Source organism: Sphingopyxis sp. HIX (genome assembly GCF_001468285.1).
In the GTDB taxonomy this organism is placed as follows: domain Bacteria; phylum Pseudomonadota; class Alphaproteobacteria; order Sphingomonadales; family Sphingomonadaceae; genus Sphingopyxis.
Genome location: NZ_LNSB01000061.1, coordinates 1 through 24,045 on the forward strand (window position 1 = coordinate 1; position 24,045 = coordinate 24,045).

24 protein-coding genes, 1 pseudogene and 1 riboswitch are annotated in these 24,045 nt (G+C 64.5%); of the genes and pseudogenes, 22 read left to right on the top strand and 3 right to left on the bottom strand.

What is annotated here, in order from left to right; all coding sequences use genetic code 11:
• Positions 1–71 precede the first annotated feature (71 nt).
• The 4 genes from ATE62_RS20905 to ATE62_RS20920 all read left to right on the top strand — a co-directional run bounded on the left by ATE62_RS20905 (position 72) and on the right by ATE62_RS20920 (position 3,487).
• Positions 72–1,496, top strand: coding sequence for an HD-GYP domain-containing protein (locus ATE62_RS20905; protein ID WP_058809920.1), 1,425 nt, complete (start codon positions 72–74; stop codon positions 1,494–1,496).
• 183 nt (positions 1,497–1,679) lie between these two features.
• Positions 1,680–2,609 carry a hypothetical protein gene (locus ATE62_RS20910; protein ID WP_058809921.1) on the top strand — a complete coding sequence of 310 codons (930 nt, stop codon included), beginning with the start codon at positions 1,680–1,682 and terminating at the stop codon, positions 2,607–2,609.
• A 16-nt stretch (positions 2,610–2,625) separates the two neighbouring features.
• Positions 2,626–2,874 carry a hypothetical protein gene (locus ATE62_RS20915; RefSeq protein ID WP_156420645.1) on the top strand — a complete coding sequence of 83 codons (249 nt, stop codon included), beginning with the start codon at positions 2,626–2,628 and terminating at the stop codon, positions 2,872–2,874.
• A gap of 97 nt (positions 2,875–2,971) precedes the next feature.
• Positions 2,972–3,487, top strand: coding sequence for a hypothetical protein (locus ATE62_RS20920; protein WP_058809923.1), 516 nt, complete (start codon positions 2,972–2,974; stop codon positions 3,485–3,487).
• On the opposite strand, the gene ATE62_RS20925 is transcribed toward ATE62_RS20920, so the two are convergent.
• Positions 3,484–4,716, bottom strand: a complete 1,233-nt coding sequence (locus ATE62_RS20925; RefSeq protein ID WP_058809924.1) for a cytochrome P450 — start codon at positions 4,714–4,716, stop codon at positions 3,484–3,486. The genes ATE62_RS20920 and ATE62_RS20925 overlap by 4 nt on opposite strands.
• 90 nt (positions 4,717–4,806) lie before the next feature.
• On the opposite strand from ATE62_RS20925, the gene ATE62_RS20930 reads away from it, so the two are divergent.
• The 5 genes from ATE62_RS20930 to ATE62_RS20950 all read left to right on the top strand — a co-directional run bounded on the left by ATE62_RS20930 (position 4,807) and on the right by ATE62_RS20950 (position 12,981).
• Positions 4,807–5,235 carry a cupin domain-containing protein gene (locus tag ATE62_RS20930; RefSeq protein WP_058809925.1) on the top strand — a complete coding sequence of 143 codons (429 nt, stop codon included), beginning with the start codon at positions 4,807–4,809 and terminating at the stop codon, positions 5,233–5,235.
• A 64-nt stretch (positions 5,236–5,299) separates the two neighbouring features.
• Positions 5,300–8,845 (top strand): ATP-binding protein, encoded by a 3,546-nt coding sequence (locus ATE62_RS20935; protein WP_156420646.1) that lies wholly within the window; start codon positions 5,300–5,302, stop codon positions 8,843–8,845.
• A gap of 35 nt (positions 8,846–8,880) precedes the next feature.
• Positions 8,881–8,991, top strand: a riboswitch (TPP riboswitch).
• Between the two features lie 47 nt (positions 8,992–9,038).
• Positions 9,039–10,931 carry a phosphomethylpyrimidine synthase ThiC gene (thiC, locus tag ATE62_RS20940; protein ID WP_058809927.1) on the top strand — a complete coding sequence of 631 codons (1,893 nt, stop codon included), beginning with the start codon at positions 9,039–9,041 and terminating at the stop codon, positions 10,929–10,931.
• Between the two features lie 357 nt (positions 10,932–11,288).
• Complete coding sequence (locus tag ATE62_RS20945; protein ID WP_156420647.1) at positions 11,289–12,212, top strand: hypothetical protein; 924 nt, start codon at positions 11,289–11,291, stop codon at positions 12,210–12,212.
• 121 nt (positions 12,213–12,333) lie between these two features.
• A complete protein-coding gene (locus ATE62_RS20950; RefSeq protein WP_058809929.1) occupies positions 12,334–12,981 on the top strand; it encodes a hypothetical protein in 648 nt (215 codons plus the stop codon).
• 157 nt (positions 12,982–13,138) lie between these two features.
• Here the strand turns inward: ATE62_RS20950 and ATE62_RS20955 are convergent, their stop codons facing one another.
• Positions 13,139–13,354 carry a hypothetical protein gene (locus ATE62_RS20955; RefSeq protein ID WP_058809930.1) on the bottom strand — a complete coding sequence of 72 codons (216 nt, stop codon included), beginning with the start codon at positions 13,352–13,354 and terminating at the stop codon, positions 13,139–13,141.
• 152 nt (positions 13,355–13,506) lie between these two features.
• Between ATE62_RS20955 and ATE62_RS20960 the strand changes: the two genes are divergently transcribed.
• Positions 13,507–14,589: a hypothetical protein gene (locus ATE62_RS20960; protein WP_058809931.1), complete on the top strand. Its 1,083-nt coding sequence runs from the start codon at positions 13,507–13,509 to the stop codon at positions 14,587–14,589.
• Positions 14,579–15,949: a pentapeptide repeat-containing protein gene (locus ATE62_RS20965; RefSeq protein ID WP_058809932.1), complete on the top strand. Its 1,371-nt coding sequence runs from the start codon at positions 14,579–14,581 to the stop codon at positions 15,947–15,949. The genes ATE62_RS20960 and ATE62_RS20965 overlap by 11 nt, the downstream gene beginning before the upstream one ends.
• 80 nt (positions 15,950–16,029) lie before the next feature.
• Here the strand turns inward: ATE62_RS20965 and ATE62_RS20970 are convergent, their stop codons facing one another.
• Positions 16,030–16,716 carry an endonuclease III domain-containing protein gene (locus tag ATE62_RS20970; protein WP_058809933.1) on the bottom strand — a complete coding sequence of 229 codons (687 nt, stop codon included), beginning with the start codon at positions 16,714–16,716 and terminating at the stop codon, positions 16,030–16,032.
• 47 nt (positions 16,717–16,763) lie between these two features.
• Here ATE62_RS20970 and ATE62_RS20975 point away from each other — a divergent pair, with 47 nt between their 5' ends.
• The 11 genes and pseudogenes from ATE62_RS20975 (at position 16,764) to ATE62_RS21015 (ending at position 23,913) form a co-directional block, all read left to right on the top strand.
• Positions 16,764–17,276, top strand: a complete 513-nt coding sequence (locus ATE62_RS20975; RefSeq protein ID WP_058818601.1) for a 2'-5' RNA ligase family protein — start codon at positions 16,764–16,766, stop codon at positions 17,274–17,276.
• Positions 17,277–17,539: 263 nt separating this feature from the next.
• Positions 17,540–18,484 carry a hypothetical protein gene (locus ATE62_RS20980; protein ID WP_058809935.1) on the top strand — a complete coding sequence of 315 codons (945 nt, stop codon included), beginning with the start codon at positions 17,540–17,542 and terminating at the stop codon, positions 18,482–18,484.
• A gap of 43 nt (positions 18,485–18,527) precedes the next feature.
• A complete protein-coding gene (locus ATE62_RS20985) occupies positions 18,528–19,112 on the top strand; it encodes a GNAT family N-acetyltransferase (RefSeq protein ID WP_058809936.1) in 585 nt (194 codons plus the stop codon).
• On the top strand, positions 19,112–19,663 hold the full coding sequence (locus tag ATE62_RS20990; RefSeq protein WP_058809937.1) for a hypothetical protein: 552 nt from the start codon (positions 19,112–19,114) through the stop codon (positions 19,661–19,663). The genes ATE62_RS20985 and ATE62_RS20990 overlap by 1 nt, the downstream gene beginning before the upstream one ends.
• Before the next feature lie 57 nt (positions 19,664–19,720).
• The gene (locus tag ATE62_RS20995; protein WP_058809938.1) at positions 19,721–20,389 is read left to right on the top strand and encodes a hypothetical protein; all 669 of its coding nucleotides are present in this window, start codon (positions 19,721–19,723) and stop codon (positions 20,387–20,389) included.
• 401 nt (positions 20,390–20,790) lie between these two features.
• Positions 20,791–21,486: a hypothetical protein gene (locus ATE62_RS23460; RefSeq protein WP_156420648.1), complete on the top strand. Its 696-nt coding sequence runs from the start codon at positions 20,791–20,793 to the stop codon at positions 21,484–21,486.
• A 122-nt stretch (positions 21,487–21,608) separates the two neighbouring features.
• Positions 21,609–21,746, top strand: a pseudogene (locus ATE62_RS23980) (pentapeptide repeat-containing protein); the annotation flags it as partial.
• A 156-nt stretch (positions 21,747–21,902) separates the two neighbouring features.
• Positions 21,903–22,178 carry an HU family DNA-binding protein gene (locus ATE62_RS23985; RefSeq protein ID WP_443028879.1) on the top strand — a complete coding sequence of 92 codons (276 nt, stop codon included), beginning with the start codon at positions 21,903–21,905 and terminating at the stop codon, positions 22,176–22,178.
• A 112-nt stretch (positions 22,179–22,290) separates the two neighbouring features.
• On the top strand, positions 22,291–22,599 hold the full coding sequence (locus tag ATE62_RS21005; RefSeq protein WP_058809939.1) for a hypothetical protein: 309 nt from the start codon (positions 22,291–22,293) through the stop codon (positions 22,597–22,599).
• 124 nt (positions 22,600–22,723) lie between these two features.
• Positions 22,724–23,071 (top strand): hypothetical protein, encoded by a 348-nt coding sequence (locus tag ATE62_RS21010; protein ID WP_156420649.1) that lies wholly within the window; start codon positions 22,724–22,726, stop codon positions 23,069–23,071.
• 104 nt (positions 23,072–23,175) lie between these two features.
• Positions 23,176–23,913 (top strand): hypothetical protein, encoded by a 738-nt coding sequence (locus ATE62_RS21015; RefSeq protein ID WP_058809941.1) that lies wholly within the window; start codon positions 23,176–23,178, stop codon positions 23,911–23,913.
• The last annotated feature ends 132 nt before the right edge of the window (positions 23,914–24,045 follow it).

Genomic DNA, 24,045 nt, shown 5'->3' on the forward strand with positions numbered 1-24,045 from the left:
GGATTAAACCCCCGCTAACCCCCCGGTAAACTCTCCCCGCTATCCTCGCCCCCTCCACAGGGGAGGACAGCATGTTCCAGCCGGCCCATCAGGCCTTCGATACCGCGGTGCCCGCGCAAGAGGCGCCGCTCGCCGAGATCCTCGGCGCCTTCTCCTATGCGCTCGACCTCACCGAGGGCCAGCCCGCGGGACACAGCGTGCGCGCCGCGTGGATCGGCACTTATGTGGGCCTCGCCGCGGGGCTGCAGGGCGGCGAGCTCGCCGACTGCCTCTACGCCGTGCTGCTCAAGGACCTCGGCTGTTCGAGCAACGCCGCGCGCGTCGCCGACCTCTTCCTCGGCGACGACCGCAGCCTCAAACAGGGTTTCAAGCTGATCGGCCCCGACACCGCCGACTTCCTCGCCTTCGTCGAGGCCGAGGTCGGCGCCAAGGAGGAGGCCGCCGCGCGCCGCGAGGCCCGCGACCATCTGCTCGCCAACGCCGCGCCGATCCTCACCGGTTTCATCGAGACGCGCTGCACGCAGGGCGCGACGATCGCGAAACGCCTGCGCTTCTCGGATCGCGTCGCGGGCGCCATCGCCGCGCTCGACGAACATTGGGACGGCGGCGGCCTGCCGCGCGGCCTGTCGGGCACGCAAATCCCGCTCTTGTCGCGCATCGCCTTGCTCGCGCAGGTCGCCGACGTCTTCTTCATGGCGGGCGGCCCCGACCGCGCGGTCGCCGAGGTGCAGGCGCGCAGCGGCACCTGGCTCGACCCCGAACTCGCCGCGATCTTCGCCGAACTCGCCGCCGACCCCGGTTTCTGGGCCGAGCTGTCGGCGCCCGGCATCGACGACCGTCTCTTCGCGCTCGCCCCCGCGCAGGCGCGGATCATGGTCGACGAGGAGTATCTCGACGATATCGCGATCGCCTTCGGCCAGGTCATCGATGCGAAGAGCCCCTATACCGGCGGCCACAGCGAGCGCGTCGCCTGGCTCACCGACCGCGTCGGTGCCAAGCTGCGCATCGCCGCGCCCGAACGCCGCCGCCTCGTCCGCTCGGCGATGCTCCACGACATCGGCAAATTGGGGGTCAGCAACCGCATCCTCGACAAGCCCGGCCGGCTGACCCCCGGCGAATGGGCGGTGATGCAAAGCCATGCGCAGATCACCACCGACATCCTCTCGCGCATTTCGGTGATGCGCGACATGGCGCTGATCGCGGGCTCGCACCACGAACGGCTCGACGGCACCGGCTATCCGCTCGGGCTCGACGAGACGAGCATTTCGATGGAGACGCGAATCATCTCGGTCGCCGATTTCTTCGACGCGCTCACCGCCGACCGCCCCTATCGCGCCGCGATGCCGGTCGAGCAGGCGCTGTCGATCATGGCGTGCGAGGTCGGCGACGCGATCGACGGCGACTGCTACGACGCGCTCGAGGAGATCGTCGCCGAGGGCCTGCCCGAAGCGCCGCTGCCGGCGATGCCGCGCGCGCTCGCCGGGGACCAGCCTTGACAGCGCGGCCAAATCGCACCTAATATTCAATTAATCCAAAATAATGATTCGGGTCGCCAACCGCTTTACTTCCGTACCGCTCGTCGGTTCGGAAAATGAATTTGCATGACTGGGACCAGCGTCAAGCAACGATAAAGACAAGGGATCGCGCAACTTGACCTTCGCAAGAAGGATCGATGCGCCATGAGCTTCGAAGAATATCTGCGGCAGGGCGAGATCGCCCGCGAGGCCGCCAAGTCGTTCCGCTATTCGGAACGGAAACTCCCCGAATATCCCGAACCCGACGAGGCACAGAAGGCCGAAATCCTCGCCGCCGCGCAGGAAATCGCGCGCGACATCGCCGCCAAGTTCGATGCCGCGCGGACCGAGCAGGAACCCGTAATCGCCGATTATTTCGCGCAGACGCAGGCCTATATGACCGCGCCCGTGCCCTTCGGCACGCTGCCGACCCCGCCGCCGATCGCGCTCTATCAGTCGCTCGCGCTCGCGCTCGGCCATTGGGCCGAGACGTGCAAGAGCTTCGTCAATGACGCCGATCTCCTCGCCGCCGCGGGCGCGGGCGAGTTCAAGGCCTATCTGGCGCCGCTGCTCGACGACGCGGCCAAGGCGCTGGCCAAGGTGCAGGCGACCCCGACCGGACTCTTTTCGGCGAGCTCCGCCAACCATGGCGCGGGCCCCGGCCCCGACCCCAATTTTGCCTATAATCCCTTCACCCCGCCGCCGATTCCGGGGCTCGAACCCTATATGCCGCCGATGGGCTCGCCCTTCGGCGGGGCGATGATGCCGCCGCCCATGGGGGGCTTCCCGCCGATGGGCATGCCGTTGGGGATGCCGCCCGGCATGATGCCGGGCCTATATCCGCCGCCGCCGCCGATGCCGGGCTATACCTCCTATTTCGGCGGGCCGATGACGCCCTTGCCCTTTGCGCCGCCCGGCATGGCGCCCCCGGCGGGTGCGGGCGGTGGTCCGATGACCCCGATGCCCGCCGCCAGTTTCGAGCCGATGATCAAGGCGATGCAGGAACAGACCGACATGCTGACCCAGATGAATCGCGACCGCCAGAAAGCCTTCGACGAGGCGAACCGCGAATTCGTCAAAAACCTCAAATCATGAACGGAGGAGGACCAATATGCCTTATGTAGACGTAACATGCCCCGGCAAATGCGGCGGGTCCGGATGGGTGACCACGACGACCACGACCAACGTGCCCGAGGACTGCCCCGATTGCGGCGGCAGCGGCCACGACAAGGATGACTTCAGCAAGGCCGACGCGCGCTGTCGCGGCACCGGAAAAATCAGCGTCGAAAAGACGACGACGTCGCAGGATCGCTGCACCACCTGCGACGGCAAGGGGACGGTTTCGGTGATCCGGGATTGAAGGGGGCGGCGTCCGGGCTGCCCTGCGGCCCGCCGGGCGAAAACATGGCAGCCCGGACGCAGATTGTCCGCCATCGTCGGCCAGCGAAGGGCCCCATATGATCATCTTGCAAGCGCAGGCTGGCGTTCCGGCGTTGCTCCGTCAGCCCCCCGGTACGCCGGTCGTCGCGCTCGATGCCGCGGGGGTGCCGGTCGCGGTCGGCACCACGCTGCATATCGATCCCGACAAGAAGGCGGGCGACCTCAAAAGCTTTACCGACAGCGCGCTCGCGCACAGCGAGCAACTCGGCGACTATGCCACTTTGCTCTCGACCGGGCTCGACATCGCGTCGGATCGTCTACCCGATTATGCGCACCCGCTGTCGGGCGCCGCGACCGCCTTTGCCTTCGTCGCCACCGGCGCCAGCCTCGCGAACGAGATCGACAAGGGCGACACGCGCCGCATCGCCATCGCCTCGTTCAAATTCGGCGCCAGCGCGCTCGCTGCGATCGACGAATATATCTTGCCCGGCTATCCCGCGCTGTCGATCGGCGCCCAGACGTGCAAGCTGGTGAGCAGCGCGCTCGCGGTGACGCCGGAGACCGCCTTCGGCGGCGCAAAACCGAAAGCCTAGCCGGGCAGGATCCGCACCGGCATATGCACGAAACCGTGGAGGAAGGGGCTCGCCAACCGCTCGGCGACACCTGTCGGTTCGATCCGTAGCCCGCGCCCGACGATCTCCTCGATCAGCGTGCAGAGCTGGATCTCGGCGAGCCGCGCGCCGACGCAGCGGTGGATGCCGTGCCCGAAGGCGACGTGCCGCCGCGCATTGTCGCGCCCGACGTCGAACCGCTCGGCGTCGGGAAAGACGCTCTCGTCGCGGTTCGCCGAAATATACCAGAGGATCACCTTCTCGCCCTGCTTGAGCTGCTGCCCGCCCAGCTCGACGTCGCGCGTGCAGGTGCGCCGCATATGCGTCACCGGCGACTGCCAGCGGATGATCTCCTGCGCCGCATTGGGGATCAGCGACGGGTCGGCGCGCAACCGGTCGAGTTCGCCCGGATAAAGGTGCAGCGCCTCGACGAGCCCGCTCATCGAATTGCGCGTCGTGTCGTTGCCCCCGACGATCAGCAGCGCGATATTGGCGAGCCGCTCCATCGGATTGAGATTCCCCATCGCCTCGCTGTGCACCATGCGCGACAAGAGGTCGTCGGTCGGCGGCATCGCCTTGCGCTTGGCGAATTCGGCGTCGAAGCGCGCGAGCATCGCCTGCATCTCGGCCATCCACGCCGCGCGATATTCCTCGCTCGCGGTCTCGGGCGAGACATTGCCGCCATAGTCCGACCAGCGCTTGAGGTCGTGGCGCTCCTCCCACGGAAAATCGAAGAGGATGCAGAGCATGCCGATCGTCAGCGGCACCGACACGCGCTCGACCCAGTCGAAACTCTCCCCCACCGGCAGCGCGTCGAACAATTCGCGCGTCCGCTGGCGCACGACCTTCTCGCGCTCGGCCATCTGGCTGGGGTTGAAGGCGGGGGCGATCACCTTGCGCTGCGCGGTGTGCACCGGCGGGTCGGCGGCGATGAAGTTCGGCAGGTTCGACTGCGGCGGCGGGTCGGCGATGACGATATTGCCATTCTCCCACGACGAGGAGAAGGTCGCGGGGTCGAGCTCGACCGCCTGGATCAAGGCATGCGTCGCGACCGACCAGTAACCGCCATAGGGGCTCTCGGGACACCAGCTCACCGGCATCGCCGCGCGCAGCTGCGCAAAGGGCTCGCGCCAGCGATCCTCGGTATAGAGCGCGATGTCGCTGACATCGACCGGCGCCACCGCACGCGCCTCTTCGAGCACCGAAGCCATATCTCTCTCCCGCCCCCCGCGTCGGCGCGGGTCTTGCGGAGCGACTATGCCATGCTTGCCGAGCGAGTCCAGCCGGGCCAAGGATGCATTATGACCGACCCCCGCGCCCTGATCGAACGGCTGGACCTTGCCCCGCACCCCGAGGGCGGCTGGTACCGCGAGACGTGGCGCGGCCCGCCGGGCGCGGGCGGGCGCGCGAGCGGGACCGCGATCCATTTCCTGCTCGAGGCGGGGCAAAGCTCGCACTGGCACAAGGTCGATGCCGAGGAATTCTGGCTCTGGCACGCGGGCTCGCCGCTCGCGCTGGCGATCGCCGCGACCGACGCCGACGCGCCCGTCCACCACCGCCTCGGCCCCGGCATCCTCGCGGGCGAGCACCCGCAGCTCCGCATCCCCGCGCACCACTGGCAGGCCGCGCACGCCGACCGCGGCTGGGCGCTGGTCAGCTGCCTCGTCGTCCCCGGCTTCGACTTCGCGGGCTTCACGCTGGCGCCGAAAGGCTGGTCGCCAGCTATCTGAAACGCAGCGGAATGCGGTGCATGAAGAGGTTGCATCGATGCCGACCAAGCCGCATCATGGATGAATGAGTGAGGCGATCGATATTGAAGATCTCGCGCAATTCATTGCCGATGGCGGCCTCAAGGATGCCTTCGGCAGCGAAGAAGTGCGCGATTACTGTCTACGAACGCTTGCCGACTGGGGATGCCGGCCGCCTATAAATAAACTGATACTTCTATGCTGCGTGCGCGCCGGCAACCCTGTCCTCGCGGCACTGCTGCGCGCGGCGGGAACGAACATACAAGCCCTGCTCGAGAGCTACCCGCGCATCGCGCGCCTGTTCTCCGGGGTCGCCCGCATTTGTCGGCAGGAGCGGGACAAGGAACGTTTGAAGGATCATCTGATGGCGCTCATGCGCGGCGAATCGCCCGATCCGCCGCCGCTCGATGCAAGCACCGACGTGTCCATCTTTCAGGCGGTCCAGACCGCGACCGCCCTCGAAGCGCTGCAAGGCTTGCCCGAAGCGGTCGCGGCTATCGCGGCCCAATTGGCAAAGCTCGACCGTGACGTCGTCGGCCTGTTGCTCGACCATGGGCAAAGCGGCAATGTCGGCAAGCTCGCCGACCGCATCAAATATAACAGCGGCCTCCACTATTTCGCCGGCCGCGAAAAGGAAATCGAGCTGCTCGATCGCTTCCTGGGCGAAACGGTCGGCTGGTCCAAGCTCCACGCGTTTCAATGGCTCTTGCTGACCGCCGACGGCGGCACCGGCAAAACACGATTGGCCGTCGAATATGCGCGCGAACATCTGCCGCCCGGATGGGTCGGCGGGCTGCTCAAGGTGACCGACCTCGACACCGTCATCCAGACGGCGCCGGGCTGGGCACCCAATGCACCGACATTGCTGATCATCGACTATCCCGCAAAGCAAGCAGCCGACGTGCATCTGCTGCTCGTCCGCCTACTGCAGCGTGCGGACGAGTTTGTCTTTGCGGTCCGCGTGCTCCTGCTCGAACGCAATGCCGACGGATCGTGGCTCGATCGGGTTTTTCCGCCAAGCAGCATCGGCAGCAGCCTGCGACGCCATGCCTTCGTCCTCGACGGCACGGCGCTCGAAAAGGGACTCCCGATCGAGGCACCCGATTGGGGGGCGATCATCGAGATCACCCACCGCCGCCTCGATCAGGCCCGCGCTGACGGACGACCGGTCCCCGACGATCAGGAGGCAATCATGATGTTGCTTTCCTTCATGGCCAGCGTCGACCGGCAACCCGCGGTTCCGGATCCGCACGGCAATCTCATGCCCGGTCCGCCGCGCCCCCTGTTCGTGGCGGCCACGCTCGAATGGGCACTCGAAGCCTTCGCGCAAGGCAAGCCGCTCGACCAGCTGCTCGATGACGCGGAATCGCGCGATATCCTGTTCGACGGCATATTGGCGCGCGACCGCAGCGAATTCTGGTCACCGGCCGCGACCGCGCGCCAAGCCGATCTGACCCGCCACGAAAATCTTCTGGCGCTGGCCAGCTTCACGCTCGGCCTTCCGGATGCGCTGAAAGCCAAGGAGGCGGCCGACGCGGTCGGGATCGGCGATCTTTTTCCGCGCGATCCCGAAGCGGAGGTGCTGCGCCGCATGACCGCGCTCGAGGATGGCCGCCTCGCCGAACTCCAGCCCGATCTGCTGGGCGAATTTCACGCGATCCAGCGGCTCGAGGCGATTCGCAGGAACGGCGGCCTCGCGACCGTCGCACGCTTCTGCCAATTGGCCTACCGGCTTGGCGGCGGCGAGGCCGGGGTGTTCGCGTCGCGCTGTTTACGCGATTTTCCCGAGCATCTCCCGGGCCTCGACTGGCTCGCACCGCCCGACGGTGCGAGCGAGGCCGAGGTCGCGCCCTTTGCCGGCCTCTGCATGGACGCGACGGCCAGCCTGGCGCCGCAATTGTCGCTGCCGCTGATCGAGCGGCTGGACCGGCTGACCTCCGGCACCTCCTGGAACGCCGACGCCGGCGCGATCGATTCCTACGCCAAGGCCCTCTTCAATCTCGTCAGCCGTATCAGCGAGGGACAGGCGTGGGAGCATCTCGCCTTCGTCACCGCACGCCTCGACCGGCTCGCCCACGATTTCCCCGGCAGCGAGTCGATCGCCATCGAAGAGGCCAACGCGCTCGTCAATCTCGCCGGCCGCATCGGCGAGCATCAAGCGTGGGAGCATCTCACCCTGCTCACCGCACGCCTCGCCCGGCTAGCCCGCGACTTCCCTGACAGCGAACCCATCGCCGTCGAAGAGGCCAAGGGATGCAAAAATCTCGCAGGCCATATCGGCAGGCACCAGGCGTGGGCGCATCTCCCCGCCCTCACCGCACGCCTCGATCGGCTAGCACGCGACTTTCCCGACAGCGAGCCTATCGTCCTCGAAGAGGGCAAGGCTTTCTTCAATCTCGCAAGCCAGATCGGCGAGCATCGGGCGTGGGAGCATCTCCATTCCCTCACCGAACGCTTCGACCGGCTAGCCCGCGACTTCCCGGACAGCGAACCCATCGCCACCGAAGAGGTCAAGGCGATGGTCAACCTCGCAGGCCATACTGGCGAGTATCGGGCGTGGAAACATCTCCCCCTATTCACCGCCCGCCTGGACCGACTTGCCCGCGACTTCCCCGATAGCGAAACCATCGCAAGAGAAGACGCTAAGGCGTCAAAGAATTTCGCCAGCGGTGTCGGCAAGCATCGGGCGTGGAAACACCTCCCCTCACTCACCAGCCGCTTCGACCGGCTTGCCCGCGACTTCCCTGACAGCGAACCCATCGCCGTCGAAGAGGCCGAGGCGCTGTTCAACCTCATCAGCGGTGCCGGCCAACATCAGGCGTGGGAACATCTCCCGCTGCTCACCGCGCGCTTCGACCGGCTGGCTCGAGACTTCCCCGGCAGTGAGACCATCGCCCTCGAAGAGGCCAAGACCCTATTCAATCTCGCGAGCCGTATCGGCGAACACCAGGCGTGGGAGCATATCACCGCGCTTTCAGCACGCCTCGATCGGCTCGCGCGTGACTTTCCCGGCAACGAGCCCGTCGCCATCCAGGAAGCCAAGGCATCCAAAAATCTCGCCAGCCATATCGGCAGGCAACAGGCGTGGGAACATCTCCCCTTGCTCACCGCGCGCTTCGACCGGCTCGTCCGCGACTTCCCAGGTAGCGAGGTGGTCGCCATGGAAGAGGTCTCAGCGCTCTTCATGCTGACCAGCGGTATCGGCGAGCATCAAGCGTGGGCGCATTGGCCCGTGGTGCACGGGCGATTGGAAGGGCTGATCGCGCGCACTGTGAATGGCGATCTGACGCTGTCCCCCATCATCGCGGCGAATATCGCCGCACCCTATGTGGCTTATGGATTTTTTCTCACGGAGGCCGCGCTATTACCCGATCCGGACACGCTCGCCTATTGCGCCGCTCAGTGCCTTATATGCCTAGCCACGTTCGATCATGCGCCCGAGGAGAGTTTTGGCGCAGTAGCGGCCGCGCTCATCAAGTATTGGCACCGGGTGTTACCGGAGAATGAGACGATACGGCAGACTTGGACGACCATGACCGAGCGGATGGGCGTCGATTGGGACGATGTGCCCGATCTGCGGCCCGACGACTGACCCCTTCCCCTTCGTCCGATCCTCGCCTATGTTCCGCCCCATCCCCGGGGAGCCTGTGTGCAGCAACAGGTTGAGAGCGGAACATCCCGCGACCCGTCGAACCTGATCCCGGTAACTCGGGCGGAGGGAGGGCCGGTTTTCCGCACTCGGAATCCCATCTCTCGCTCCGGCACAAGAAACGGAGCGACTGCACATGGCCGACATCGATTCCCGCCTCGACAAGGCGCAAGCGACCCCCATCGGGGTCACCACCGGCCCGATCCGCGGCAGCCGCAAGGTCCATGTCGCCAGCCCCACCGGCAGCGGCATCCGCGTCGCGATGCGCGAGATCGACCTCGACCCGCATTCGGGCGAACCCAGCGTCCGCGTCTATGACACCTCGGGCCCCTACACCGACCCCAACGCCAAGATCGACATCGCCAAGGGCCTCCCCGAACTCCGCGCCAGCTGGATCCGCGCGCGCGGCGACGTAGAAGAAGTCACCCAGCGCGAGGTCCGCCCCGAGGACAATGGCCAGCTCGGCCCCGACCGCTCGGGCGGCGTTCCCGCCTTCCCCGGCGTCAAGCAGCGCGTCCTCCGCGCCAAGCCCGGCGCCAACGTCAGCCAGATGCATTATGCCCGCCGCGGCATCATCACCCCCGAGATGGAATATGTCGCCACCCGCGAAAATCTCGGCCGCGAACGCCTCGCCGAATATATCCGCGACGGACAGGACTGGGGCGCCAGCATCCCCGATTACGTCACCCCCGAATTCGTCCGCGAGGAAGTCGCGCGCGGCCGCGCGATCATCCCCAACAACATCAACCATCCCGAAAGCGAGCCGATGGCGATCGGCCGCAACTTCCTCGTCAAGATCAACGCCAATATCGGCAACAGCGCGGTCGCGTCCGACGTCGCGTCCGAGGTCGACAAGATGGTCTGGTCGATCCGCTGGGGCGCCGACACCGTCATGGACCTCAGCACCGGCCGCAACATCCACGACACGCGCGAATGGATCCTCCGCAACTCGCCCGTCCCGATCGGCACCGTCCCCATCTATCAGGCGCTCGAGAAGGTCGGCGGCATCGCCGAGGAGCTGAGCTGGGAAATCTTCCGCGACACGCTGATCGAGCAGGCCGAGCAGGGCGTCGATTATTTCACCATCCACGCCGGCGTGCGCCTGCCCTATGTGCCGCTCGCCGCCAAGCGCGTCACCGGCATCGTCAGCCGCGGCGGCAGCATCATGGCGAAATGGTGCCTCGCGCATCACAAGGAATCGTTCCTCTACGAACGCTTCGACGAGATCACCGAGATCATGAAGGCCTATGACATCGCCTACAGCCTCGGCGACGGCCTCCGCCCCGGCAGCATCGCCGACGCCAACGACGAGGCGCAGTTCGCCGAGCTCTACACGCTGGGCGAGCTCACCAAGCGCGCGTGGGACCAGGATGTGCAGGTGATGATCGAGGGCCCGGGCCATGTCCCGATGCACAAGATCAAGGAGAATATGGACAAGCAACTGGAAGCGTGCGGCGAGGCGCCCTTCTACACGCTCGGGCCGCTCACCACCGACATCGCGCCGGGCTATGACCATATCACCAGCGGCATCGGCGCCGCGATGATCGGCTGGTACGGCACCGCGATGCTCTGCTACGTCACGCCCAAGGAGCATCTCGGCCTCCCCGACCGCGACGACGTCAAGGTCGGCGTCGTCACCTACAAGCTCGCCGCGCACGCCGCCGACCTCGCCAAGGGCCACCCCGCCGCGAAGGTCCGCGACGACGCGCTGTCGAAAGCCCGCTTCGAATTCCGCTGGCGCGACCAGTTCAACCTGTCGCTCGACCCCGACACCGCCGAGCAGTACCATGACCAGACGCTCCCGGCCGAGGGCGCCAAGTCGGCGCATTTCTGCAGCATGTGCGGCCCCAAATTCTGCTCGATGAAGATCAGCCAGGAGGTGCGCGAATTCGCCAAGCTGCAGAATCAGGACAGCACCACCTTCCTCGCCGCCGAAGAGGCCGAGAAGGGCATGGCCGAAATGAGCCAGGTCTATGAAGACACCGGCCGCGAGCTGTACATGGGCGCGGGCGACCGCGAGCATGATTGATAGACTTTAGCAGGAAGGCTGGCGCCACCATCTTCTATTCGATTGCCGATGTGGCGGAAATTTGCTGTTCTTTCCCTGACAAGCAGGAGAGTGAGCATGCCAGGCGAAAACCCGGGTGGCGGCAGCGGAGCAAGCAAGCCGTCTGATAATCCGAAGCCAAAGCCGAAGCCGAAACCGAAGCCGAAACCCGGCGGGGGCGGCTGACCGCCCCAACCGAGCCGAGTGCCTGGCATGCAGCTGCGCATCCGCATCGCGCGGATGGTCGTGCTGCTCCGGCTGTTTCCGGCCCGCCGGGCATGACATCGGCCCCGGCCTGATATAGTCTGGCGCCTCTCCCTTGGAAGGGGCGCCGGAACGATGCGATCGAACAAAACCCTGTTGGCGGGCGCGCTCCTGCTCGGCATCGCCGATGCGGCGATGCGCCCGGCGATGGCCGAGCCCGCCACGCCGCCGGCCGAGGCGTCGGACCCCGCCGCCGCGACGATCGTCGTGACCGGCCGCCCGCGCCCAGGCCAGGCCGAGCGCCGCTTCGTCGACGCGCTGTCGCGCCCCGCCAGCCACGGCCAGCTCGCGCGCTTCGCGGCGCCGGTCTGCCCGATCGCCTTCGGCCTCGAGGCGGCCGACGCCGGCCGCGTCGCCGATCGCATGCGGCGGGTCGCGGCGGCGGTCGGCATGCGCGTCTCCGACCAAGATTGCCGCCCCAATATCGTGCTGCTCGTCGTCCCCGACCGCGCCCGGGCGATCGCGCACTGGCGCCGCAACCGCGCCGACTTCTTCTCGGGCCTGACCCCGCGCCAGATCGACGCGCTCGCCGCGGGCGACGGACCCGTCGCCGCGTGGCAGGTCGTCGCGATGAAGGGCAAGGGCGGGCGGCTCGTCGGGCGCGGCGATTCGGACACCTTCGACTATGTCGTCGTTCCCGAAGCGACGCCCTACCGGATCGGCAGCCAGATCGAGTTCGAATTTTCCGGCGCCTTCGTGCTGGTCGAGGCCGCGGCGGTCGGCGATGCGACGCCCGTCCAGCTCGCCGACTATGCCGCGATGCGCAGCTTCGCCGCGACCGACCCCGCGGGCGCGGTCGACCAGGCGCTGCCGACGATCCTGACGCTCTTCTCCGGCGACCGCGACACCGCGCCGCTCAGCGTCACCGAGCACGACGTCCGCTACCTCACCGCGCTGTACAAGACGCAGATCGCGGCACGCGCGGGCGACCAGCAACGCGCGATGGCGAAATCCATGGCGCAAGGCGCCGCCGAAGCCGAGGCGCCCGATCGCGAATGACCCGCGGCGAGGGCCGCGGACAGGACGGATCGTTGCACCCGCCCCGCTGCCGGGTTACGCCATCCGCAGGCTCGACCGCGACGACGGTTCGAGCCGGGGGATTGTGGGGGACAGGGTAAGCATGAAACGGACGATGATGATTCCGGCGCTGTTGCTGGCGGCGGCGGCGCCCGGCGTGGCGCGCGCGCAGGATGCGACAGCGGAAACGGCTGGCGATGCGGCGGCGTGCGACGTCGCGGTGTGGACGACGGCGCAATATAATGCCGACCGGATCGGGCTCGTGACCGGCGGGCTGATCGACGCGATGCTCAAGGGCGCGTCGGTGCCCGAGATCAACAGCAGCGAAGCGATCAAGTCGATGCTGCCCGCCGAAACCCTGTTCGACGTCATATCGCACAGCAAGCTCGACCAGATCATCGGCCGCCCGATCAACTATATCCGCGTCGACAAAGGGCCCAAGGAGGCCGAGGCCGACCGCAAGAACAAGGCGCGCGCCTATGCGTCGGACAACCCGTGCTTCATCGAGGTGCATCTCTGGCTGGTCTATTACCAGAGCGCGCCGTTCCACGGCGAACGCATCTTCTCCTACTGGCGCATCAAGGACTTCCGCGGTCCGAAACCGGTCTCGACCGGCGGCTACGACAACGGCCAGATGAAGGACTTCTCCAAGCAGGATGTCGCCACAGCGACCGAGATGGCCAAGGGCGCGATCGCCGAGGTCTTCGAGAAGACCACCCGGAAAAAGCTTCAGGCGAAGGTGGCGCGTTGAGGGGGGCGTATCGGCCTCGTTTCTGCCCCTCTGCCTGAATTGGGGGGCCGGAGATTGTTGTACGCGCCACCATAATTCCCCGTGATTCTGGCAGAAATATCGCAATGAGCTAGGGCCGGGAATTGATCCCGGCCCTTCATAATCTTTTGAGATGCCATTAGGCGACGGTAGCGAGGCAGTGCACAAGCTCGAGGCCGTGATATATCACGGGAGCCACGCTCATCATGAGCAGCACCCACAACGCCGAGCGGCGCGTGCCCACAACCCTTCCGGAACGGCGCGCATTGCGCAGGTTACGTGGCAGGCGCAGGCTGTCATGGCTCAGCAGCAAAGCCAGGGCGATAATCTTGAGCACTTCAAAAATGTATTCCATAAGTCACCTGTTTTTGGGAGATGCCGGGGGCTCCCGTAAGCGGCGACAAACCAGTTAGACCAATTCTGAAACCCGGTCGGAAGAAGGTATTTCGTGAACAATCGTGGGGATTCGACGATTTTCGACGAATCCACATAAATGGAGTGGAGCCGATGACGGGACGGCTGTTAACGGTTGAAGAACGTAACATATTGCGCGCACTAGCGGATCGCTACTTCGACCTGCGGGACGAAATCGCCCGCGCATCCGGTCAGCAGTTCACCGCGGTCGGTCAGTTCTTCGACGATTATTGCCGGATCAAGAAAAATGAGTTCGACGGTATCAAATCCGGAAGCAAATCAGACGTGAAATTGGCCAGCCTGCGAAAGAGGAGCGCAAGATTAATAGCGGAAAAGCTGGCAGCTCTGGATCCCGACGTGTCCGGTCCGCCGTGCCCAAGCACCTCGCAGCCGATAAAGGACGCCTTCGCCGGCACTACGGTTAAGCGCAATGCAATCGGCGCCGCAGCACGAGAATTGATCAACCTGCTCGACCGTCTGCCGGACGATGTCGAGAGTTCAGATCCGCCAGTGCCCTCATCCCTCGCGGGATTCGCCTCGGTCGCGGCCGAGCTTGAATCTGCGAACCGGCCGACGTTTCCCCCAGATAGCCTTCATCATAGCGCTTCCGAATTGGCTGATTTCAAGATGCGCGGCTTCCCCCGGACCAACCGAGACGAAGAGGATGGCGCGCCGCTGCTGATGCAGTTCGCCTTCCACCACCTACCGATCCGCTTGGACGGTGGTGAGTTCGAATTGCGAATCGAATCGACTAAACTTCATGTCCAGCTCAGCTCGCCGGCTCGTGACACCGAAGCCGTTCGGACGGTGTTTGCCGACAACGGCCTGCCCTTGAAGTTGAAGCGAACCAAGAAGGGGCTCGACAACAAAGATTTTCGATGGTTGCTCGAACACCCCGAACGCGGTGCGCAGTTGAATGGGTTATTCGATTGGATATCGCTCTGTTACGTTCCGAAGGCCACGACCGCCGGAGGGCGGGCCGACATGACGGTAGCTGCCGGCCAAATCGCGGTGTGCGTCGACGGCGAACGGCTCGGTAGCGGGGCGACGCAAAACTCTGCCGCCGCGCGCGTGGTTCAATATTGGGCCGTCAAGGCCGGACTCGGCCCAACCAATGAAGACGATCCGGTCTACCACCTTGGCGGCGCGGATATCGTCGATATCGATGATGACTGATCTTGCCGACATGCTCGCCCGGCTTGAGCGAATGGAACAACAAGGAGCTTCCATCCTTGACCTCATGACAGCCGCTTGCCTGGATCCGCGGAAGGATTTCCGCGGCGGCAAGTGGACTTATGTCAAATTTGACGGATTGAATCTCGACGAATTCAATTTCCGCGAGACCCGCTTATTCGGCGCCACCTTCCGAAACACCAGCGTCAAGAACAGCCAGTTTCAAGGCGCGGAAGGCGCGATACCAACGAATGGCAAACCGCGCGGCTTGTTTCTGGCACGCAATTGGCGCGAGGCCGATCTCGACGATTATCAGCGACTAGCCTTGTTGCAATGCGCTTATCGGCAGGCGCCGGACCGTGAACCCCTACCGGTTGCGGCATTTGTGCGCAGCGGCTTGATTACAGCGAGCAACTACCTTGAGTTCATGCGTAGATCGCACGATTATGAGGTCGCCCGCGAAATATACGAAAATATGCAGAAAAACGGCGTCGCGGCGAACAAATACGCAATCACAGAACTGATCCAACTTGCCGAAAGACAAGATATCCTGATTGATCTCCTTTATGCTGAAGCCGTGAACCAGGGTGTCGAAATAGATAGCATCTTACTAAACACTATGGCAGATAGTTATTCAAATAATTCTTTGGCTCAAGAAGTTATTATTAAGTTTTCCAGACACGGACTACACGCTGACGAATTTTACTACAACATCATGATCAAGAAGGCTGTCGACCGGCCTTCCGCGGAATCTTATCTCAACCAGATGCGGGAAGCAGGTATCGACCCATCTAATGTTACCATCAACTCTCTTATGATGAAATCTCCCAACTGGTCAGCGCGGAAGGATTTCATTGAACAGATGAAGACCATGAAGCTTCCTGTACGAGTAGAGGACGTCAACAACCTTCTGTCTGCCGCGACATCGAAAATGGAAATCCGCGAATCGCTCGATCTCTTCCGCAAGCTTTCCATTCCCATGGACATTGCGACCCACAATATTCGCATCCACAAGCGGAAAAGCTTTCACGACGCGCTTGCCGTTGTCAAAGAGGCGATCGCCGAGGGGCAGAAGCCCGACGTGTTCACCCAGACTGCACTAATGCGGCGGGCTGAGAGCATCGCCGAGGTTTGCGAAGCCATGGCGCTGCTGCGACCTTTTCCTGGTATCGATATCTTCAACGACAAGACAATCGCACGGCTGATGCGGCTTTCTCCCGATTGGCAATGGTCGGCGACCCGGGTCCAAGGCATGGAAATGTCGGGTGCGTCGCCACGCGAGCGGGCCAAAGCGCTGATAGTCCACTGGATCGACGAAAATGTGCGGGAAGAAACCGTTCGGGCGATCTTTGGATTACAGTAACACGCGTAATAATCTCCAGTTGCCCGGATCACGGTGACAGGCGCAACAATCCCCTTTTTGCGAAAGGCGGCTTCCGAATCCTAAACCCCCAACCCCCTCCGCCCCACCGGACAATCCTCCACCAACGGGCAACCCGCGCAATCCGGCGCGTCCCACCGGCACAGCGTCTGGCCCAGCCGCTTGAGCGCGATGTGGAAACCCAGGAAATCGTCGCCCGTCCAGGCTGGCATCGCCGCGGTCACCGCCTCGCTGGCGGCGCGATAATCGGCGGTCCCCGGCACGAAACCGAGCCGCTGCAGCGCGCGCAGCACATGCGTGTCGACAATCATCACCGGCCGCCGCAGCGTGCTGGCGTTGAGCGTCGCGGCGGAGACCTTGCGCGCCACGCCGGGCAGCCGCTCCAGCCAAACCAGCGCGTCGCCCAGCGGCAGCTCGGCCAACTGGGCGAGCGCGAAGCCGCGGTCGGCCGCCGCGATCCGGCGCAGCGCCGCCACCAGCTGCGCGGCCTTGACCTCGGCGAAGGTCACCTCGCCGATCGTGCGCGCGACCTCGGCCGCGGTCGCCCGCGCGAGCGCCGCGGGAGTGCCGTAGCGGGCGATCAGCCGGTCATAGGCCGCGGTCGACACCGCGTCGCGCGTCCGCGCGCTGATCATCGATTTGACCAGCTGCCCGACCGGCGAGCGCCGCCAGCGCGGTATTGCGACCGGGCCCAGTTTTCCATACCAGCGAGCGATGTCCGCCGCCGCAAAGGCAAAGGCGACCTGCATGCTTCAGATATAGAACATAAAGGGAACAAAGGAAAGGCTCTGGTGAAATGCGCGCCCGGAACCCGCTCTACGTCATGGCCAAGCCGCCGCCCGAGGTGCAGGCGGCGATCGCCCTGCTCCCCCGCAACGACCCCGGGCGCGGGCCCGAACTGCTCCACGTCACGCTCATCTCGCTCTACGACCTCCATTATGCGCCGTCCGACTGGCTGCCCGCGACCATCGCCGCGCTGGACGGCTTCGCCGCACCGCCCTTCCCGCTCCGCTTCGACCGGATCGAGAACCGCAAGGCGGTGACGCTCCGCACACGCGATCCGCTGGCCGAGGCGCGCGCGTTCCAGAAGGCGCTGGTGAACCATCTGCTGCGCGAAAAGGCGCCGATCATGGACGGCACCACCCCCGAACCGCACATCACGATCAACTATCGCGGCGACCGGCTGAATGCGCAGAAGATGCCGCCGATCGGCTGGGTGGTGGACGAAATCATCCTGATGGAAAGCGTGGTCGGCAAGACCACCCATGTCGAACACGGCCGCTGGCCGCTGCGCGGGGATGCGGACTGACGATCGGCGGGTGTCGGGAAAGGGAGCGGACGCCTCACTTTTGTCATCCCCGCGAAAGCGGAGACCCAGAGCGTGCCTACGCTTACGCTACACTGGGTTCCCGCTTTCGCGGGAATGACGAGACAAGGAAACGACCGTCCCCACCCGAACCCACCGCCGGTCGTCCCCGCCGGCCTCGCACCCGTGCATATTTCGGCCTGTGCGAAGCGGCAGGAGGTGCTAGCAACGGGACAACGCCGAACGGCACGACCAGGGAGGGACATATGGGCCGCAAGATCATCATCGTCGCGGGCGCGCTGACAGCGGCGCTCGCGCTGCAGGCGGCGCCCGCCGCCGCGCAATATATGCCGCACCTCGACCCCAATCTCTACATGCTCACGATGATGAACATGGGCGGCGGCGCCAGCCCGTGCATGACCGGCACGCCGATGGCCGACGCCAAGATCGCCGAGGCGCGCGCGCCGTCGCTCGGCGCGATGCAGGCCTATTTCGCCGCCGCGCAGGGCGGCACGCCCAAGAGTACGGCCTTCCATCTCGACAAGAAGAGCAAGTGGCAGGGCGGCGGCGCCACCGCCGGGCCGCTCGACATCGACCGCCAGTCCGATCCGCTCGCCGCCGCGGGCCATGCCCTCGAGGGCGAGCCGCTGCGCTTTTATCGCGGCGGTTCGGGCGCGACCGCGCTCGGCCAATGGGCGGTGCTCGGCGCCGACGGCCGCGTCGCGGGGGTCTATACCGGCTTCTTCGCGCGCTCGAAAAAGGCGTGGAAGCTGCGCGAGCTCACGCTGTCCGCCGCCGACGAGACGGTCGAGCCGATCGCGCAATATTGCGTGAAGCCCGGCGACGTGATCGAGCATCGCCTGACCTCGACCAAGACTTGGCGCGAAAGCGCGGCGAAGAGCGTCGACGAGGGCAAGGCCAAGCTCGCCGCCGCGACGGCCAAGCGCACCAGTGCCGAAAGCGCCGCGCAGGCCAATCCGAAGAGCGGCGGCGCCGCACAGGCGCTGCGCGACGCGAAGGCCGACGAGATCAAATGGACCAAACAGCTCGAAAAGCGCGAGAAGAACCTCGCCGACGCGCTCGAGAAGTCCGCCGAGGCCGAGAGCGACGCCGCCGAGATCAAGCGCCTGACCGGCGCCGCGCGGAATGCGCAGGCCTTCCGGATCGCGAAGGCGGAAAAGGCGGAAGCGCAAGGCGCGGCCGCGCGATAGACAGGGGCCCGACACGCCGCGCCCGCGAGAAAGGAAGCAAGCCATGGCGACCATCACGATCGGCACCCCCGCGGACAAGGCCCGCCTGCTCCACACCTTGGTGCTCGGCTTTGCCGCCGACCCGGTGGCGCGCTGGGCCTCGCCCGACGCCGCGACCTATATGGACCGCCGCCACGAGTTCTTCGGCGCCTTCGGCGGCGCAGCGTTCGAGCATGGCACCGCCTTCGTCGCCGACGACGGCGCCGCGGTCGCGACTTGGCTGCCGCCCGGCGTCGAGCCCGACGGCGAGGTCATGGCCGCGATCATGGACGAACAGACGCCCGCGCACCGCAAGGCCGAGATGGACGACCTCGTCGCGCAGATGGACCGCTTCCACCCGACCGAGCCGCACTGGTACCTGCCGCTGATCGCCGCCGATCCCGCGCATCGCGGCCGCGGCCTCGGCACCGCGCTGATGGCGGCGGCGATCGCCGTCATCGACGCCGACGGCCGCCCCGCCTGGCTCGAAAGCTCGAACCCGCGCAACATATCGCTCTACCAGCGCTTCGGCTTCGAGATCGTCGGCGAGATCCGCACCAGGTCCTCGCCGGTGCTGACCCCGATGCTCCGCCCGGGCCGCGGCGGCTGATGCTCGGCTGGCTGCGCCGGTTATGGACGGTGCCGGCCACGGCGCCCGAACAGGCCCGGACGCGCCAGAAATTCCTCTTCAAGGCGAACGACGCCATCCTCTCCTTCTGCCGCTGCGAGGGCGAGCCCGCGATGTCGGGCGGCCAGCTCGATTGCCCCTGGTGCGGCTGCGGCTGGATGATCGCCTGCTCGAAATGCAGCAAGTCGTTCATCTTCGCCGAGGTGCGCGAGACCGATGTGCCGCTGATCGAACTCGGCCGCCGCGAGGTCGCGCGGCGCGGCCTCCGCGGCGTGACCGAGCAGGATATCGCCGACTGGGCCGAGGACATGGCGGCCGACCTGGCGCCCTTTGCGGCCGGCGACATCGTCGCCTATCTCGACGGCTCCTACTTCAGGCTCGACGCGACCGATATCGAGTTCGACGGCTATTATGCCGCGCACAAGCTCGCGCGCCTGCCGCACGCCGAGGCGCTGGACGACCCGCCGCGCCTCCAGGCGCTGCTCGGCGACCGGCGATATTGGCTCGACCGCGAACGGCCCGACCGCGCGTGACGCCGCCATGATCGCCTCCCCGCCGACGCCACCGCCCGCGCCGGAGCCGCCGCGCTGATGCCCTGGCGGATTCGCATCGCGCGCGCGGTCGCGCTATTCTTGCTGCTCCCCGCGGGGCTGGTCTGCACCGGCTTTCCTTTCTACCGGCTCACCCTCCCCAATGGCTGGGGGATCGTCGACGACACGCGCGCCGCCTTCGGCGCCGGCACCGACGGCGGCAAGCTCGAGGCCGCCACTGTCGATTGCACGCGCGAACGGTCGGGCTCGAACTCGAGCCGCGGTATCGGCATGACCGAATATGCCTGCGTCATCGACCTCGCCGAGGCCCAGCCCGCGGCGCCCGCCCCCGCTCCCGCCCAGCCCGGCGGGGAGGGCGGCGATCCCTATGCCGGGCTCGGCTACGAAGAGGCCATGGCCAAATGGAAGGCGGACACCGCCGAACAGCTGCGCCGCGAAGCCGCCGAGCTCGACGCCACGATCGCGCGGTCGCGCGCCCGGTCGGATGTGTCGAACCGCATCGAGCGCCGCCTCGCCACCGACCGCAGCGGCGACCTCCCCGCGGTCCGCATCCTCTCGGCCAAAGGCGAACCGCGCCGCGTCGGCCTCGTCTGGGGCCGGGGCGAACTCGCCTGGCGCTGGACGAGCTGGCTGGTCAGCAGCCTGCTGATCTTCGCCTTCGGGGGGTTTTGTTTGTACGCAGTGCGGGTGGCTTGGCGGCGGCGGTAAGGGGTGGGCCGGGGTCGCGAGGGGCCAAAACCGCGGGTAGAAATTCAGACCGTAATTGGGGTGATTATTGCATCCATCGCTCCAATTCTTGTAATTGCCGAAGCAGTTCGTTTATTGGTGGTTTTTCAAGCCCGCCCAGATCGAATCATAAAATTCTACAATGATTTCCGCGGTTTTTTCATTCTGCGTCGGCTGGAAAGATAGATGCATATTTCATCGCAACTCGAGAATGATTAACGCCTAGCGGCACTGACACTATCCTAAAAATGGTCGAACGCGAACTGAAATGCCCTATTTCTTCTTGCCATTATACCTGGGAAAGCGCTACAATATAAAAATAATACCATGCATATATTTCAGGACGTTTTGGGCATATTTATAGAATATAGTGGAAAATAAATATGGCAGAAATAAACAAATGCCCGGATTGCTTATTTATGAGCATTAAAAAATACGGGTCAGGGAGAGCAAGATTTAGCTTAGCGATAACTGCGCATTTTGACTATCAGGTTATCGATTTTTTTGGGGGGAAGCTGATAATGGCCTTGCGCGGGGGTGATCTGCGCCTGGACTTGGTGAACTGCGAGCTCACCTCGTTTCTCGTTTACAAAGACCTTACATGGTCCGTTGAGAAATCCATCGGCGTCACCGAGGGCTTGCGCCGCAGGCAGCAGCAATCGGATGCGAGGCAATTGGTCCTCGGAACTGCGCCTGCACTCGACTCGAAATCCGGTGCAGAGCGGGAGGTTGAGACCCATCGCACACAGCAAACCACATCCTCTTTTACGTCACGGACCGTAAGCGCCATACGCGGACCAAGGCCAGGCTGGCGCTTCAGAACAGAAACACAAGAAAAATATCTTACCGGGAGCTTCGAAAATACTAAATTTGCCACTTTCCATAACAATCCCGGATATCACAAAATAACTGCGTCATTTGAAGTTCATCAAAAGAATATATACATCGAGATAGTGGAAAGCAATTTTTTTAGATTCAGAGAATTGGATTTTTCAAAAAAGAAAATACTGGATATTTTTTTATATCGGACGCTTATAAAGAAGCAGACAATTCCGTTTCTAAGCAAGTCGGAGGTTTAATGATCTTGGACCAAGATATCATCGACTCCGCCCTTCGCATCTTGAACTCGAACGACGATCACGCGGTGACGCTGATCCGCGCCTCCGGCATGGATCCAACCAAAGATCTTGTCGGCACCGACATGGGCGGTCTGCGCTTCGATGATGAAGAAATCTATGGCTTTGATCTGACCCACGCCGATCTCCGCGGATGTTCTTTTACAAATTGTCATATTACCCATTGTAAGTTCGATTATGCGGATTTGAGTGGAAGCCAATTTACTGGCGCAACAATAAAAAGCACTTCCTTCATCGAAGCCGAAACAAAGGGATGTTATTTTGATATTCACCACTATATAAATTTCTCTGAAAAGCAGTTGAACGACTTCGCCCGCGTAATAAAGCCATCTGATGAACTTGAACCCTCGCAGACATACATCGGAAAAACGCTTCTCACCAAAATGGTGTCAGAGCAAACGGAACTCACGTTAGGAGATGCTAAGAGGGTCGTGGAAATGACGTTTGATGCAATCGCGGGAGCGCTAAAAAAGGGCGATGAAGTCAGGATACACGGGTTTGGGACGTTTAGCGTCGCTAGCAGAAATCCGTTGGTGCGGCGAAACCCGCGGACGGGGGAACCAATGATGATACAGGGCGCAGCGCTGCCGAAGTTCAAAGCGGGGAGAGCTCTCAAGGATGCGCTCAACGGTTGAACAGAGGGGCCACTGGCGGCGCATAAGAGTGACAACTAAGATGATAGTTTATTGGATACTCAAATCATCCGCCCCACATTGCCATCGTCCCGCCGTCATACCAAAGGCCCCCATGTCCCACCCCTCCAAAATCGTCCACTGCACCGGTCCCACCGACCCGCACGCGCTCGACGGCATTTCGCCGCGCCATCGTACCGGCGATCTCGACCTGCGCTGCCCGCTCTGCGGCGGTTATGGACAGTGGAACACGCAGATCGACCTCGTCAGCCACCGCTCGATCCGCCACGCCTGCCCCAAATGCGATGGCCGCGGCTGGATCGAGACGGGCGACGATATGGTCCCCAGCCACGATATCGAGCGCGAGCCGGGCGCCCCGCCGCGCTGGACGGTGCGGCTCGACCCGTCCGACGACCGCGCGTAAAGGCCGCGCCCCCCGCCCTTGTCGCGATCCGCGTTACAGTAACAGCATTGACGCTTCCCCGGCGCTCGGCTCAACTCGCGCCGCACCGGTGCCAATAAGGGCGCCATGCGGAGGGGAAATCAGCATGTCTACTGCAAAGACGTTGAATATCATAAACTATTTCGGAAGCGATGTCGACGCCGTGGTCACCAACAACAATTGGAATTGCTGCGATTCGCCGACGCGCGGTCAGCAGATCGGCCGCATCGCCGCGAATCACATGGTGAGCTTTACCTATCAACGCACCGACGGGCATGGCTGCAACGGGCGCCAGGGGGAGTTCCAGCTCGCGTTCGAAAGCGAATATTATACCGACATGAACTTCGACGGCGACGGCGAGATCCAGATCGGCGCATCGACCAATTGCAGCGCCTTCCTGTTCCAGAACGGCGACGGCAATTACACGATGATCGTCGGCCACCAGGTGGTTTGAATAAGGGCGGCGGCGCACCGCGGGGCGCGCCGCCGATCCTATTTCGTACAGCCTACTGCAGAAAATCCTTTCCTAATAAATTCGCGTCTGGTTCACCCTGTCCGATGAAGCAGGAAAAAATCCCCCCTCGCCCCGCCGCCGGCCGCGCCGCGAAACCGCGAACGCGCCGCCCCGCGGCTTCCGAAACCTATGTCCCCGTGCATCTGCGCGAGCGGCACGACGGCTGGACGCCCGACCGCCAGCTCGATTTCATCGAGGCGCTCGCGGCGTCGGGCTGCGTCACCGAGGCGGCGAAGGCGGTCGGGCTGTCGAAGGCCGCAGCGTATAAATTGCGCGCGCGGCCCGATGCGCAGGCCTTCCGCCTCGCGTGGGACGCCGCGATCGATTTTGCGATGGCGCAGCTCGTCGATGCCGCGCTCGGCCGCGCGATCAACGGTGTCGCCGTGCCGATCTTCCACCAGGGCGAGCAGGTGGGCGAGCGGCGCGAATATCCCGAACAGCTCGCGATGTTCCTGCTCGCCGCGCATGCCCCGACCCGGTTCGGCCGTCCGCGGCAGGAGGCGCCGCAGCCGCTGACGCATTTCGACTATCGCGGCCTGATGCTCGGCAAGATGATCGCGCTGCTCGACGAACAGGCGCGCACCGCGCGGCCCGGCGACTATCCGACGGTCGACCAGATGCGGCTGGCCGCGGCGATGCTGGGCGTCGACCTCGACCTGTTCCTGCCGCCCGGCATGCGTAGCGCCGGCGGGGACGCGGCCGGCGGAGGGTTCCGCGAAGCGCGCGACGCCGCGCCCGACCCCGACGACTGGAGCCACTATGCCGATCGGCCAAGCCCTTGATCGCGCGCGCGATGGGGCGTCAACTTCGTCAACTTCCGCGGCGCCCGGAACCCGGACGGGCACCGGTGGTTGATGCGGCTTCCGCCGTCCTCTCCATCGCGTTACAAGCGAGCCCGTCATGACCGATACCCC

Coding starts and splice junctions, on each gene's coding strand:
- ATE62_RS20905 (WP_058809920.1), top strand. CDS start 72: ATGTTCCAGCCGGCCCATCAGGCCTTCGATACCGCGGTGCCCGCGCAA.
- ATE62_RS20910 (WP_058809921.1), top strand. CDS start 1,680: ATGAGCTTCGAAGAATATCTGCGGCAGGGCGAGATCGCCCGCGAGGCC.
- ATE62_RS20915 (WP_156420645.1), top strand. CDS start 2,626: ATGCCTTATGTAGACGTAACATGCCCCGGCAAATGCGGCGGGTCCGGA.
- ATE62_RS20920 (WP_058809923.1), top strand. CDS start 2,972: ATGATCATCTTGCAAGCGCAGGCTGGCGTTCCGGCGTTGCTCCGTCAG.
- ATE62_RS20925 (WP_058809924.1), bottom strand. CDS start 4,716: ATGGCTTCGGTGCTCGAAGAGGCGCGTGCGGTGGCGCCGGTCGATGTC.
- ATE62_RS20930 (WP_058809925.1), top strand. CDS start 4,807: ATGACCGACCCCCGCGCCCTGATCGAACGGCTGGACCTTGCCCCGCAC.
- ATE62_RS20935 (WP_156420646.1), top strand. CDS start 5,300: ATGAGTGAGGCGATCGATATTGAAGATCTCGCGCAATTCATTGCCGAT.
- thiC (WP_058809927.1), top strand. CDS start 9,039: ATGGCCGACATCGATTCCCGCCTCGACAAGGCGCAAGCGACCCCCATC.
- ATE62_RS20945 (WP_156420647.1), top strand. CDS start 11,289: ATGCGATCGAACAAAACCCTGTTGGCGGGCGCGCTCCTGCTCGGCATC.
- ATE62_RS20950 (WP_058809929.1), top strand. CDS start 12,334: ATGAAACGGACGATGATGATTCCGGCGCTGTTGCTGGCGGCGGCGGCG.
- ATE62_RS20955 (WP_058809930.1), bottom strand. CDS start 13,354: ATGGAATACATTTTTGAAGTGCTCAAGATTATCGCCCTGGCTTTGCTG.
- ATE62_RS20960 (WP_058809931.1), top strand. CDS start 13,507: ATGACGGGACGGCTGTTAACGGTTGAAGAACGTAACATATTGCGCGCA.
- ATE62_RS20965 (WP_058809932.1), top strand. CDS start 14,579: ATGATGACTGATCTTGCCGACATGCTCGCCCGGCTTGAGCGAATGGAA.
- ATE62_RS20970 (WP_058809933.1), bottom strand. CDS start 16,716: ATGCAGGTCGCCTTTGCCTTTGCGGCGGCGGACATCGCTCGCTGGTAT.
- ATE62_RS20975 (WP_058818601.1), top strand. CDS start 16,764: ATGCGCGCCCGGAACCCGCTCTACGTCATGGCCAAGCCGCCGCCCGAG.
- ATE62_RS20980 (WP_058809935.1), top strand. CDS start 17,540: ATGGGCCGCAAGATCATCATCGTCGCGGGCGCGCTGACAGCGGCGCTC.
- ATE62_RS20985 (WP_058809936.1), top strand. CDS start 18,528: ATGGCGACCATCACGATCGGCACCCCCGCGGACAAGGCCCGCCTGCTC.
- ATE62_RS20990 (WP_058809937.1), top strand. CDS start 19,112: ATGCTCGGCTGGCTGCGCCGGTTATGGACGGTGCCGGCCACGGCGCCC.
- ATE62_RS20995 (WP_058809938.1), top strand. CDS start 19,721: ATGCCCTGGCGGATTCGCATCGCGCGCGCGGTCGCGCTATTCTTGCTG.
- ATE62_RS23460 (WP_156420648.1), top strand. CDS start 20,791: ATGGCAGAAATAAACAAATGCCCGGATTGCTTATTTATGAGCATTAAA.
- ATE62_RS21005 (WP_058809939.1), top strand. CDS start 22,291: ATGTCCCACCCCTCCAAAATCGTCCACTGCACCGGTCCCACCGACCCG.
- ATE62_RS21010 (WP_156420649.1), top strand. CDS start 22,724: ATGTCTACTGCAAAGACGTTGAATATCATAAACTATTTCGGAAGCGAT.
- ATE62_RS21015 (WP_058809941.1), top strand. CDS start 23,176: ATGAAGCAGGAAAAAATCCCCCCTCGCCCCGCCGCCGGCCGCGCCGCG.